8 protein-coding genes and 1 tRNA gene are annotated in these 13,707 nt (G+C 62.2%); 2 read left to right on the top strand and 7 right to left on the bottom strand.

What is annotated here, in order from left to right; translation table 11 throughout:
* Positions 1 to 56: 56 nt before the first annotated feature.
* The 5 genes from VJR90_03560 to VJR90_03540 all read right to left on the bottom strand — a co-directional run bounded on the left by VJR90_03560 (position 57) and on the right by VJR90_03540 (position 7,489).
* Entirely contained in the window at positions 57 to 1,859 is a 1,803-nt protein-coding gene (locus VJR90_03560; protein ID HKV96553.1) for a TIR domain-containing protein, read from the bottom strand.
* Entirely contained in the window at positions 1,852 to 3,645 is a 1,794-nt protein-coding gene (locus tag VJR90_03555) for a TIR domain-containing protein (protein ID HKV96552.1), read from the bottom strand. Before VJR90_03555 ends, VJR90_03560 begins: the two co-directional genes overlap by 8 nt.
* Positions 3,638 to 5,425 (bottom strand): TIR domain-containing protein, encoded by a 1,788-nt coding sequence (locus VJR90_03550; GenBank protein ID HKV96551.1) that lies wholly within the window; start codon positions 5,423 to 5,425, stop codon positions 3,638 to 3,640. Before VJR90_03550 ends, VJR90_03555 begins: the two co-directional genes overlap by 8 nt.
* Positions 5,426 to 5,886: 461 nt before the next feature.
* Positions 5,887 to 6,609, bottom strand: a complete 723-nt coding sequence (locus tag VJR90_03545; GenBank protein ID HKV96550.1) for an FHA domain-containing protein — start codon at positions 6,607 to 6,609, stop codon at positions 5,887 to 5,889.
* A gap of 52 nt (positions 6,610 to 6,661) precedes the next feature.
* Entirely contained in the window at positions 6,662 to 7,489 is an 828-nt protein-coding gene (locus tag VJR90_03540) for a Stp1/IreP family PP2C-type Ser/Thr phosphatase (GenBank protein HKV96549.1), read from the bottom strand.
* Between the two features lie 363 nt (positions 7,490 to 7,852).
* Here VJR90_03540 and radA point away from each other — a divergent pair, with 363 nt between their 5' ends.
* A complete protein-coding gene (gene radA / locus VJR90_03535) occupies positions 7,853 to 9,217 on the top strand; it encodes a DNA repair protein RadA (protein HKV96548.1) in 1,365 nt (454 codons plus the stop codon).
* Positions 9,218 to 10,392: 1,175 nt separating this feature from the next.
* Here the strand turns inward: radA and rlmB are convergent.
* Complete coding sequence (rlmB, locus tag VJR90_03530; protein ID HKV96547.1) at positions 10,393 to 11,139, bottom strand: 23S rRNA (guanosine(2251)-2'-O)-methyltransferase RlmB; 747 nt, start codon at positions 11,137 to 11,139, stop codon at positions 10,393 to 10,395.
* Positions 11,136 to 13,403, bottom strand: coding sequence for a ribonuclease R (rnr, locus tag VJR90_03525; GenBank protein ID HKV96546.1), 2,268 nt, complete (start codon positions 13,401 to 13,403; stop codon positions 11,136 to 11,138). Before rnr ends, rlmB begins: the two co-directional genes overlap by 4 nt.
* A gap of 94 nt (positions 13,404 to 13,497) precedes the next feature.
* Between rnr and VJR90_03520 the strand changes: the two genes are divergently transcribed.
* Positions 13,498 to 13,582, top strand: a tRNA-Leu gene (locus VJR90_03520).
* Positions 13,583 to 13,707 lie beyond the last annotated feature (125 nt).

Here is a 13,707-nt window from a genome sequence, read left to right as displayed (position 1 = left end):
ACGCAACGGTGTGCGGCATTTGGATCTCGCCTTTAGCCTGTAGGACAACCCGAAGATCAGGACTTTTTGGTCACTGGTGTTTGAGAGGTTTTTGCCGCGCCAAGCCGGGCTTCAGCGGCTGCGAGCATCGCCTGCCAGCGCGGGTCGTCGTGTAGTGACGCAAAGTCTGGATCAGCCTTGGCGTACGGCAGGAAACCGTCGGTAATCGTTCTGAACAACGGGTCGAGCATTTCTAATGCAGCGCTCTTGTCCCGCAGCAGCACAGTCAGGCTGCATGCGAAGTTATAACGCATGTTGAAGTTGTCTGGGTCGATCATCAATGCGCGATTCATTCTGGCCTTGGCGCGTTCGTGTTCATCCAATGCCGCCAGTGCGTAGGCGCTGTACGCCAGCGCGCCGACGTTATTCTGATCACGAGCCAAGATGGTCTCAGCACGTTTTTGCGAAGTCTCAGCTGCGTGGCGCATTCCTTTGATGTTTCCAAGTGCGTTGTAACAGCTGATTAGCGTCATTGCTGAGTTAAGGTCTGTTTCCATCAGGGCCGAGGCTTTTTCGTATAGCCGGATAGCGTCTTCAAATCGATGGAGTTGGTAATTTACTCGCGCTGCGGTGCGATTGGCCTCATAGGACTCTGGATCCAGCTTCAACGCGACTTCGGCTTCGGCAGCCGCCGCATCCGGATCGCCATTTTGCAGCAGGATGTAAGCCTTGACCGCGTGTGCCTCGGCCAAACCCGGATCGATGGCGAGTGCACGCTCCGCAGCAGTCATGCCGCTGTCGGATCCCGTGCCCAATGCGCGCAAGCTCCGATAACCGATTGCCATTAAAGCCCACGCCTGTGCGTACCGTGGGTCAATATCCGTAGCACGAGTGCACATGCGGATGATGGCCTGTGCTGCATGTTCATCGTTTTCTTGACCACTCACATACATCTGCCGCGCCATCAAGTACAAATCGTGCGCTTCAGCACTGTCCGTACCACGCCGCTCGATGGCTTTCTTTTCTTCCGGCAAAAGGCGCAGTTGCAGCGCCTTGACGATGGCGTGCGAGATTTCGTCCTGTAGTGCAAAAATGTCGCTGGCATCCCGATCGTAACGCTCAGCCCAGACCTGATCGTTGCTCTCGGCATACACCAACTGTGCGGTAATGCGTACCCGATTGCCGGCCCGGCGCACGCTGCCCTCAAGTACGTGGCTCACGTTCATCTCGCGCGCGGCTTGAGGAATATCAACATCCTTACCCTTGTAGCGGAACGCAGCGTTGCGCGAAATGATGCGCAGCGCCGACACCTTGTTCAAGTCAGTGATGATGTCCTCGGTGATGCCGTCGCTGAAATATTCCTGTTCGGGGTCACCGCTCATGTTGGTAAACGGCAGTACGCAGATCGAAGAACGTCGGGGATCTTTGGCCGCTGCGGCTGCCGCCGGGGCGTTGTTGACCGCTGTGGCGCTTGCGTGCGCAGCCTTCGAACTCGTTATCATGACTTCCAGTGCCTTGAGGCAGTCTTGCAGCGCCGGGCTGGTCGCGTTCCCGTGCCAGTCGTCGAGGTCAATGGTATGGATGGCACGCACATCAATCGGTAGTCGCGCCTGCTCGAAGCGCACGGGAACAAGGATGCCACGTTCCGCCCCGTCGCGGGCCTCGCCGCGCACCCAACGCGAGGCAACGGAAGTCGGCGTCCATACCACCAGTACCGAGGCCGCGGCCTGCAGCTCACCATCAATTTCGTCATCGAATTCTTTCCCGGGGCTGATCTCCGGGTCCCACCATACTGACCAGCCCTTGGCTTCGAGCGCGGCCACCAGCGGCACGACGCGTGCCTTGTCGCTGCGGGCGTAGGAAACGAAGACGTCAGCCATGCGTGCCAACCGGCGATTTTGGCGCCGTTGCGAGCCGCGCTTCGGCGGCCGCAACCATGGCCTGATAGCGCGGATCGTCGTGCAGCGACTCGAAATCCGGGTCGGCCTTGGCGTAGGGCAGGAAGGCGTCCGAGATCGTCTCGAATAACGGCTTGAGCATCGTCAGTGCGGCGTCCTTGTCCTTGAGGCGCACGCTCAGCGTACACGCGAAGTTGTAGCGCATATTGAAGTTGTCGGGGTCGATCAGCAACGCTCGCTCCATGCCTGCCTTGGCACGCGCGGCCTCACCGAGTGTGGCGAGAGCGCTCACGCTGTAGGCGACGGCTGTGCAATTATTTGGATCATGTGACAGCACAGTCTCGACACGCTTGAGTGTCAATTCAGCAGCCCGACGCGTACCTGCCGCGTCACCCACCGCAGTGAAGCAACTGATCAGCATGAATGGCGAATTGAGGTCGGCCTCCATCAACGCGGCGGCCCGGTCATAAAAGCGGGCCGCATCGTCGAACCTGCGCCGCTGGTAGCTCAGGCGCGCGGCCGAGCGGTTGACTTCGTAGGATTCGGGGGCGAGTTTTAGTGCAATGCCGGTCTCGGCGGCGGCGGCCTCGAGATCGCCCTCGATTTGCAGCAGCTGCGCCTTGACCGCGTGGGCTTCGGCCAGATTCGGGTCGAGCGCCAGCGCACGCTCCACCGCGGCCATGCCGTCCTTGGATTTCCCCTTCTCCGCTTCAAACCATTGCCGGTAACCGGTTGCCATCAGCGCCCAGGCCTGCGCGTAACCCGGATCGATATCCGTCGCGCGCTTGCACAGGCGCACGATGGCCTGCGCCGAACGCTCGTCCTGCTCCTGGCTGGTCACGTAGGTCTGGCGCGCCATGAGGTAAAGGTTGTAGGCATCGGCGCTGCTGGTGCCACGGTGCTCGATGGCTTTCTTCTCTTCCGGCAACAGGCGCAGTCTGAGCGCCTTGACGATGGCCTGGGAGATTTCATCCTGAATCGCGAAGATGTCGCTGGCGTCGCGATCGTAACGTTCGGCCCAGACGTGGTCGTTGCCTTCCGCTTCCACCAGTTGCGCGTTGATTCGCACCCGGCCGCCGGCTTTGCGTACGCTGCCTTCCAACACATGGCTCACCTTGAGTTCACGCGCAACCTTGGGGGTGTCCACGTTCTTGCCCTTGTACTGGAAGGCACTGTTGCGCGAAATGATGCGCAGGGCAGAGACCTTGCTCAAGTCGGTGATGATGTCCTCGGTGATGCCGTCGCTGAAATACTCCTGCTCCGGTTCGCCGCTCATGTTGGTAAACGGCAGCACACAGATCGAGAAACGTGCGGAATCTCTCGCGGACGGGGCGGCAGAGGAAACGCTTGCTGCCTTCGTGGATTGTGCAGCTTGGGTACGGGCGATCATGGCCGTGAGCGCGCGCAGGCATTCCTGCATGGGCGTGCTCGTGGGATCTTCGCGCCAGTTATCGAGATCCGTCGTGTGGATCGCGCGCACGTCCATCGGGAGCTTCGCCTGCTCGAAACGCACCGGCACCAGAATCCCGCGCTCGGCGGCTTCACGGGCCTCGCCACGCACCCAGCGCGAAACTACAGAGGTCGGCGTCCACACCACCAGCACCGCTTTCGCCGCGTTGATCTCGGCATCGATCTGGTCGTCGAATTCCTGGCCCGGGTTGATCTCGGGATCCCACCACACTGACCAGCCTTTGGCTTCAAGCGCGGCCACCAGCGGCACGACACGTGCCTTGTCGCTGCGGGCGTAAGAAACGAAGACGTCAGCCATGGGTGCCAGCCGATGTTTTGGACGCGGCTGACAACCGCGCTTCGGCGGCGGCAACCATGGCCTGGTAGCGCGGATCGTCGCGCAGGGATTCAAAATCCGGATCGGCCTTGGCGTAAGGCAGGAAGGCATCTGAAATCGTCGCGAATACGGACTCAAGCATCTTGAGCGCGGCTTCCTTGTCCTTCAGATACACGCTCAGACTGCATGCAAAGGCGTAGCGCATGTTCCAGTTCTCGGGATCGATCAGCAGCGCACGATTCATGCGTGTCTTGGCGCGCTCGCTTTCGCCGAGCGCTGCAAGCGCGTAGGCACTGTAGGCCACGACGCCGGAATTGTGCTGGTCGTGCGCCAGGATGGCTTCAGCACGCTTGAAGGCCTGCTCTGCGGCGCGGTGCGTACCACTGGTATTGCCCAGCGCGTTATACGAACTGATCAACATCGATGCGGAATGCAGGTCCGCGTCTATTAGACCCGCGGCTTTTTCAAACAAGCGGATGGCGTCTTCATAGCGATGCAACTGGTAGTGCAGCCGTCCGGCGGCACGGTTGACTTCATAGGAATCCGGATTGAGTTTCAGCGCGATCGCGACTTCGGCGGCGGCCGCCTCGGTATCGTCCTGCATCAATAGAATGTATGCCTTCACGGCATGCGCCTCGGCCAAGTCGGGATCCAGCGCCAGCGCACGCTCCGCGGCCAGCAAGCCATTGTCCGACCCCACTCCCAATACGCGCAGGGTCCGGTAACCGATCGCCATCAGCGCCCAGGCTTGCGCGTATTTCGGGTCGATTTCGGTGGCCTGAACGCACAAGCGGATGATGGCCTTCGAGGCGCGCTCGTCCGCCTCCTGATTGGTTATGTAAATCTGCCGCGCCATCAAGTAAAGATCATGCGCCTCGGCGTTCTCCGTGCCACGCCGCTCGATGGCCTTCTTCTCCTCGGGCAGCAGTTGCAGTCTGAGCGCCTTGACGATCGCCTGGGAGATCTCGTCCTGGATCGCGAAGATGTCACTGGCATCGCGGTCGTAACGTTCGGCCCACACATGATTGTTGGTTGCGCCATCAATCAACTGCGCGTTGATGCGTATCCGGCCGCCGGCCTTGCGCACGCTGCCCTCCAGCACGTGCGTGACCTTGAGATCGCGCACAACCTTCTGGATGTCGACGTGCTTGCCCTTGTACAGGAACACGCTGTTGCTGGAGGCGACGGCCAGCGCCGACACCTTGCTCAGGTCGGTGATGATGTCCTCGGTGATGCCGTCGCTGAAATATTCCTGTTCCGAATCGCCACTCATATTGGTGAAAGGCAGCACGCCGATGGCGAAACGCTTGACCGCAGCCGCCGGCGATGCCGACTTGGCACTGCCAGGCTTGGCGGATGGCTCAGCCTGCGAGCGTGCGATCATCGCCGCCAGTGCGCGCAGGAATTCATGCGCCTGGGTGCTCGCCGCATCTTCGTCCCAATCATCGAGATCCGTGGTGTGAATGGCACGCACATCCATTGGCAGGCGCGCCTGCTCGAAGCGCACGGGAACGAGAATCCCGCGCTCCGCCGCTTCGCGTGCCTCGCCGCGTACCCAGCGCGAGGCCACCGAAGTCGGAGTCCAGACCACGAGCACCGCCTTGGCGGCGTCGATCTCGGCGTCGATCTGGTCGTCAAACTCCTGGCCGGGAGAAATTTCCGGGTCCCACCACACCGACCAGCCCTTGGCTTCAATCGCGGCGATCAAGGGGGCAACCCGCGCCTTGTCGGCGCGGGCGTAGGAGACGAACACGTCAGCCATGCCGGTCAAACCCCTGCTGTATCGGATCGGGCCCAGAATCCCCCGGAGGGATTCAAGCATAACGTAGTGCCGCGACGCCCGGTAGTACGCCGGCAATTTCACCTTATTCGAGCCGGGGGCTTACACCATGTAACGGGGTACCGCCGCGCCTCGCCTGGGAATGGCACGCCGGGATAGGGATGGTAGCGAGGCACGAAACCCCAAGTCCATCCCCACCATCTCTACCCTGCCTATGCACACCTTGGAAGACGAGGGGAACAGGAAGTTACGCTCACCGACAGGGCCAGTATAGGTCAAGCGGATTGGTACCCACGCTGCATGCACCGTGGAGATCAAGCTCTTCGAATTACCGCCGCCGCCGATCGTGCGGGCGTCATGCCCGCTTGCAAGTTATCGTGCGGCATCACCCAAAGGGTGGAATTCTGCGTGGTGGACGGCGGCCTGGAAACGCGTGCCGGCCATCAGGCCCCCGGCACGGTGTAGAAACCCATCTTCACGCCTGCGAGCTCGATGACGTCGTTGTCGGACAGCTTGCGCGCGCGTGCGCCGAACTGTTCGCCGTTGACCGTGGGAAATCCCTGCCCCGTTCCGCTGTGTACATTGACCACGTAGAAGCCATCGACGCGGCGTGTGATGGCTACCACCTGGACACCGGGCCGGCCGAGCGTGGTCAGCGGCTTGTTGAGGTCCAGCTCCTTGCCGGCAAATTCGCCGGACAGCACTTGCAGACTGGCCTTGGGCGGTGAGGCTTTGGCCGGCGGCTTCGTGCGCGGTTCTTCCGCCTTGGATTGCGCCACCGCGCGTTTGACATGCTCGAGACTGGGCGTGCCCGGCGCGCTTGCGGTGCCCGGATTGATCACCATGGTGCGCTCGAAATCATCCGTAACCGCCTTGGCACGCGCGACCTGATACTTGAGCTGAAACCGGCCGATGGTGATCACGTCGCCGGCTTGCAACGCGTGCTTCTTTATGAGCTTGCCGTTGACATAGGTGCCGTTGGTGCTGTTGAGGTCCTCGAGGAAGGAATCCTTGAGGATATTGATGATCAGCGCGTGGTGTCCGCTCACCGCCATGTTGTCCATGTGAACATCATTGTCGGGCAGCCGTCCCAGGGTATAGCGCTCCTTCTCGAGTTCGTATTGCGCCAGCTCCTGTCCGTCCAGCGTGAGTGTGAGCTTGCCCATGGATATCCTCTCCAATTATCCGTTGTGTTGATTCTTTGCCGCGCCGTCCCGGTCAACTGAACCAGCCGATCACACGCCCAAAGAAACCCCTATGCCCGTCCTCGAATGACATCACCGGCTTGACCAGCACCGCGGAGATGTTATCGCGTCCGCCGTTATCATTCGCCAGCTTGATCAGCTGGGTCATGGCGGTTTCCAGATTATCACTAAACATGTCCATGGTTAAGCGAATGTCCGCATCCGAAACCATGTCGTGCAGGCCGTCGCTGCAAAACAGATATATGTCGCCCACCCGCGCCGCGTCCTCCTGCAGGTCCACCATGACCGTGGGTCTGACGCCCAGCGCGCGGGTCACCAGGCTCTTCTTGAGAGCCTTCCGGGCCGCCTCCGGCGTGTAAAACCCGCGGGCCACCATCTCCTGGCGCAGGGAGTGGTCGCGGGTGATCTGCTCGAAATCACCGTCGCGCAGACGGTACACGCGCGAATCTCCCACGTGTGCGATGGACAAGCGGTTGTTGTAGAACAACGCCGCCACCACCGTGGTGCCCATGCCTTCGCATTGCGGCTGGCTCCTGGCAGTGGTTTGTATGACCTCATTGGCATGTTGCAATGCGCTGCGCAGCAACACGCTTTCGTGGCGGTAGCCGCTGTCGCTTACACCAAGTTGTGCGCGTGCAGCTTTGAGACCGTCAGCGACGAACTTGTGGGTGCTCTTGACGGCGATGCTGCTGGCGATTTCACCGGCCTGGTAACCGCCCATGCCGTCGGCGACCACCACCAGACCGGTGTGCGCATCCATGAGAATGGCATCTTCGTTGTTGGTGCGCACCATGCCTTTGTCAGTGCGGCCCGCAAACTCGAGTTTTCCCCGATAACTCATGGTGCGCAACACCCGCGTTCAGACGCGAAGCCCGGCAGCACAAACTTTATCGGTGCTGGCGAATGGCGCGCCGCGCTGCGGCAAACGATTTGGGTTCTTCGGCAATGCGTCGCCAGATACAAATTGCGCGCACGCGGTAAACATGACACCAGGCTTCTACAGGAACACCGCGCGTTGGTCATGCTGGCCAATCCTTCGGCTTCGCGGAAGTCCTGATTCACACCCAGCCCCTGTTGAATACAAAGATGAAGGATGCAGCATAATAGCTTGAATTTTCTCCGAAACGAAAGTTCGCTGACGCTCGGTCCGATGAACGGGTCGTGCTACCATCCGCCACCCGGACAACGCGCATCAAATTAGTTTGTGAACAAACATCATTCCGTGTACGTCTGCGACGCCTGTGGCGGGCGCTTCCCCAAATGGTCGGGCCAATGCCCGGACTGCGGCGCCTGGAACACGCTGACGGAAACCCGCGCGCCGGAAAAACCCGCCCGCGGCCGCTTGCCGGGTAAAAGCGCAGAAGCCGAAGTGCGACGCCTGGCGGAAATCGACAGTGAAACCCAGACGCGTGTCAGTACGGGATTGACGGAATTGGATCGCGTGCTGGGCGGCGGACTGGTGGCCGGCTCGGTCACGCTCATCGGCGGCGACCCCGGCATCGGCAAGTCCACGCTGCTCTTGCAGGCTGCGGCCAACCTCGCCGACGGCCGTACGGTGCTCTACATCACCGGCGAAGAATCTCCGCAACAGGTGGGATTGCGTGCGCAACGGCTGGACGTCGCCGCGCGCCCGCTGCAACTCGCGGCGGAAACCAGCGTGGAGCGCATGCTGGAAACCGCGACCCAACTCAAACCCGCGGTGCTGGTGGTGGACTCCATCCAGACCATGTACACCGAGATACTGCAATCCGCACCCGGTGCGGTCGCGCAGTTGCGCGAATCCACCGGCATGCTGGTGCGTTACGCCAAGAGCAGCGGCACGGCGGTGTTCCTCGTTGGCCACGTCACCAAGGAGGGTGCGATTGCCGGTCCGCGCGTGCTCGAGCACATGGTGGACACGGTGCTGTACTTCGAGAACGATGCCGGCAGCCGTTATCGTGTGATCCGCGCGGTCAAGAACCGCTTCGGCGCCGCCAACGAACTCGGGGTGTTCGCCATGACCGAGTCCGGACTGAAGGAAGTCAAGAATCCATCCGCGATCTTCCTCTCGCGCCATGCCACGCCGGTCAGCGGCTCGGCGATTACCGTGATGCGCGAAGGCAGCCGGCCGCTGCTCATCGAAGTGCAGGCGCTGGTGGATGAAAGCCACCTCGCCAATCCACGCCGCGTGGCCGTGGGACTGGACCAGAACCGCCTGTCCATGCTGCTCGCGGTGCTGCACCGCCACGGTGGCGTCCCCATGTTCGATCGCGACGTGTTCGTGAACGTGGTCGGCGGCTTGCGCGTGAATGAAACCGCGGCGGACCTGCCGGTATTGCTCGCAACCCTGTCCAGCTTCCGCGACCGGCCGCTGCCGAATGACTTGGTGGTGTTCGGCGAAGTGGGATTGGCCGGCGAAATCCGCCCGGTGTACAACGGCGAGGAGCGCCTGCGTGAAGCGGCGAAGCACGGCTTCAAGCGCGCGCTCGTACCGCAGGGCAACGCGCCGCGCAAAGGCGGCATTGCCGGCATTCAAGTCACGCAGATCAGCCGGCTGTCGGAAGCACTGCAAACATTGCTTACCTCCTGACTCAGGGAGGGTCTTACTGGAACTTATCCCAAAATTCCAAACCGTTCGTGTTGAGCGTAGCGGAGCATGGCTCCGCGAAGTCGAAACACTGTAAATTTCGGCCCGCGATACCCTTCGACTTCGTGCCTTCGGCACTACGCTCAGGGCGAACGGAATTTCATACAGCTAGTTCTTGTGTGGCCTGCGTCACTTGTCCCCGTTATTCCCGCGGAAGCGGGAATCCAGTTCTAGACAGAGCGGCCTTCGGCCGCCACTTTTTTTAGAGCGGGTTCCCGCACCCGCGGGCGGGGCACTTTCGTTTCGGCGAAAGTGCCCAAAGCCATTCCCCCGGAGCACGGGTCGCGGGAGCCGCGACTGCCCTGCGCGCTTCGCTCGCTGCGGAGTCCCGCCGACAGGCCATCCCTGGCCTGACGGCGGGAGTGCGAACGTCCTGTCCGCACCCCTTCGGGCTGACCTGGCTCGCTTCAGTGCTCGGCTCGCGCTACGGGTACAAGAATCAAGACGCCGACGTCAAACGCGTCTTACTCTTACTCTTCCTCTTCATATTCCACGTGGATTCCGCCGAGTGCGCAGCGCCCGCAAGGGAAAGCCTGCGCAGAAGGTCGGGGCGAGGGGATTGAAGCACCGCTTCAATCGGGTTTACAAGGACGTAAACCTTGGACTTTCGGGCGAAGCAGGATGCGAAGCCTGAAAGGCCCCGACCGCGCGACCGGCACAGGGGCCCAAAGCACTGCTTCGGGCGGGTGCACAGGGATGTGCACCTTGGACTTTCCGGCGAAGCAGGGACGCGCAGCCGGAAAGTGCCGTCCACGCGACGGCGAGGACGCGAGCAGCGAGGGAACTCGGCTGAAACCGAGTGGTCTTTCCATTCGGTTTCAGCCACGCGCGGAATCCCCGGGGCGTGTTTCTTTGGTGACTTTCTTTGCACGAGCAAAGAAAGCTACCCGGCTGCGGGATGGGTGAGCCGCGAAGCGGCGAACGCCCGGCCAAGGATGGCCGGGCTGGTCAACGCACCATGGACGGTTCCTGTACGTGCCAAAACAAAAGTCACCCGCCCGCGGGTGCGCGATGTACAGGGATGCACAAGTGTCGCGGGAGGCAGGGGCACTCCGGGAGGAGTGCCGGGAGCGACGGAACCCGCTCTAAAAAAATGCACGCGGCCTCAGACCGCTCCATTACTGGACAATGCGCCGCTGGCGCACCGCTTCGAACAGCGCTACGCCCGCGGCCACCGAAACATTCAGGCTCGCCACATCGCCCGCCATGGGGATGCGCGCGAGGAAATCGCAATGCTCCTTGGTGAGCCGTCGCAGTCCTCCGCCCTCCGCGCCCAGCACCAAGGCCAGAGGTCCCTTGAGATCGAGTTCGTAGAGCGACTGGTCGGCTTCGCCGGCGAGCGCCACCAGCCAGATGTTCTGCTCCTTCAACCAGCGCAGCGTACGCGCGAGGTTCGTGACCTGAAACAGCGGCGTGGCCTCGGCCGCACCGGAGGCGACTTTGCGCACCACCGGTGTCAATCCTGATGCGCGATCCCTGGGCACGATGACGGCGTGCGCGCCGGCGGCATTTGCGCTGCGCAGGCAGGCACCGAGATTGTGTGGATCCTGAACGCCGTCGAGTACCAGCAGAAACGCCGGCACTCGCAGTCCGGCCAACAGTGCCGGCAGGCCGTGTTCATCGGATTGCGGCAGACTCTCGGCTTCGGCGATGACGCCCTGATGGCGCGCGCCCGGCGCGTGCGCATCCAGCTCTGCGCGCGCCACGCGCTCAATGGCGACGCCCGCCTGCTCCGCCAGCGACACCACGCGATTCAGGCGTTCGTCGTGGCGGCTGTGCAGCACCCACAGCGCCCGCACTTGTTCCGGCTCGCTTTCGAGCAGCGCGGTCACCGCGTGCAAACCATAGATTTTTTCGCGGCTCATCGCCGTGCTTTGGAGCGCGCCCGCGGTGGTTTGCGTCCACGGTGCGCCGCGCGCGCCGCCGGCATGCCGGCCAGTTCGAAATCAATCTTGCGCTCGTCCAGATTCACGTTGACCACGCGTACGCGCACCGCATCGGTCAGCCGGAACACCCGGCCGCTGCGCTCGCCCACGAGGCGATGCCCGACGGGGTCGTGATCGTAGTAGTCGCTCGGCAGCGAAGTGACATGCACCAGGCCTTCCACGTACAGGTCTTTCAGTTGCACGAACAGGCCGAAGGGCAGCACGCCGGTAATCAACCCGTCGAATTCCTCGCCGAGCTTGTCCCGCATGTAATCGGCCTTGAGCCAGTCCAGGGCATCGCGCGTGGCCTCGTCCGCGCGCCGCTCCGCCATGGAGCAATGGCTGCCCAGGCTGTCCATCTGCATGAGCGAGTAACGGAAATTCCTGGCCGTACCACCCTTCAGCACGTGGCGGATGCCGCGGTGCACGAGGAGATCGGGATAACGGCGGATGGGCGAAGTGAAGTGTGCGTACTCCCGGAGCGCCAGGCCGAAATGTCCGTGGTTGTTCGGGCTGTACACCGCCTGCGACAGGGAGCGCAGCAACACCGTCTGGATGAGGGATTGGTCGGGGCGTCCCCGCACCTTCTCCAGCAGCGTCGCGTAATGCTGGGCCTCGGGCTTTACGCCTCCACCCAAGGACAGGCCGAGCGTGCCCAGGAAGGCGCGCAGCTCCTTGAGCGCGTCGGCGTCCGGCCCCGCGTGCACCCGATACAGTGTCGGCATCTGGTGTTTTTCGAGAAAGCGTGCGGCTTCCACGTTGGCCGCGATCATGCACTCCTCGATGATGCGGTGCGCCTCGTTGCGCACCAGCGGCTTGATGGCCGCGACTTTGTGCTGGGCGTCGAACACGATGCGCGTTTCCGTGCTGTCGAAATCAATCGCGCCGCGCCGCGTGCGCGCCTTGAAGAGCACCCGGAAAACCGCCTGCAGATTCTCCAGATGCGGCAGCAGGGTTTCGAATTGGGTCCTGAGCTCGCGCTTCCGCTCTACCAGGATGCCGGCCACCTGCGTATAGGTGAGGCGCGCAGCGGAACGCATCACGCCTTCATGAAACTGCGCGCGGCCTATCTTGCCGTCCGGCCCGATGTACATGTCGCATACCATGCACAGGCGATCCACCTCGGGATTAATGGAGCACAGGCCGTTCGACAGCACTTCCGGCAGCATGGGAATCACGCGGTCCGGGAAATACACCGAGGTGCCGCGGTTGCGCGCCTCGGAATCCAGTGCCGAGTTCGGTTGCACGTAATGCGAAACATCGGCAATGGCGACGATCAACCGGAAGCCTTCGCCCCTTGGTTCGCAATACACCGCATCGTCGAAATCGCGTGCGTCTTCGCCGTCTATGGTCACGAGCGGCGTGGTGCGTAAATCCAGACGTTCGTGTTTGGCCGAATCCGGCACCTGCGCGGAAAAACCGGCGGCCTCGCGCTCCACGTCCGCCGGCCATTCATTGGGCAGGCCGTGCGCATGCACCGCCAATTCCACTTCCATCCCGGGCGCATTGCGCTCACCCAAGATGCGCGTCACCTTGCCGATGGGTTCGCTCTGCTTGTCCGGTTGCCGGGTGAGTTCCACCACCACCATCTGGCCGGCGCGCGCGCCGTTGCGCGCCTCGGCCGGTACCAGCACCGTATGCGCGATGCGTGTGTTGTCCGGCAGCACGGAACTCAGGCCGTGTTCTTCCACATAGCGTCCCGCCAGTTCGGTGGTGTTGCGCTCCAGCACGTCCACGAGCGAGCCTTCCGGCCGGCCGCGCGCGTCACGGCCCTGCACGCGCACCAAAGCCCGGTCGCCATGCATGAGCGCGCGCATCTGGCGCGGCGGGAGAAACACGTCCTCCTCGCCTTCGTCGGGCTTCAGGAATCCGAAGCCGTCGCGATGACCGATGACCGTACCCGCCACCAGCGGCAGGCGCTTCACCAGGCAGTATTCATCCCGACGGTTCTGCACCAGTTGTCCGTCGCGCAGCATCGCGGCCAGCCGGCGGCTGAGCGCCTCGATTCCATCCGTCGCGTTCAGGTGCAGATCGCGCGCGAGCTGTTCGAAGCGCAGCGGCTTGCCCGCTTTTTCCAGCCAATCCAGTATCGCCTCACGGCTCTGAATGGGACGCGCGTATTTCTGCGCCTCGCGTTCGGCGTAAGGATCGGCGCGGTGTTGCCCGTGGCGTGCGGGTTTATTGGGTTTGGTTTTTTTCTTCATGGAATTAATCACTTGGAGAATTGCGACATTGACACATCCGGGCACTGCCGGTAAAGTGCCGCGCTCCCGAATCGGCTGTATTCAGCCTGCCCCTGCCCAGGTGGCGGAATTGGTAGACGCACTAGTTTCAGGTACTAGCGGGTAACACCGTGGAGGTTCGAGTCCTCTCCTGGGCACCAACTCAAACACTTCTCGCTCGCAGTACCGTCCTTGGTAGGCTGTCCAGGGTGAACATCCATGTTCACCCGTTCGAGCGGATTGCCATGCCACTGGCATGGCAATAAAGACACCGCTCTCACCCTCT

The sequence above is a fragment of the Gammaproteobacteria bacterium genome (assembly GCA_035279405.1).
In the GTDB taxonomy this organism is placed as follows: domain Bacteria; phylum Pseudomonadota; class Gammaproteobacteria; order Natronospirales; family REEB76; genus REEB76.
This window is presented reverse-complemented; position numbering and strand designations above follow the sequence as displayed.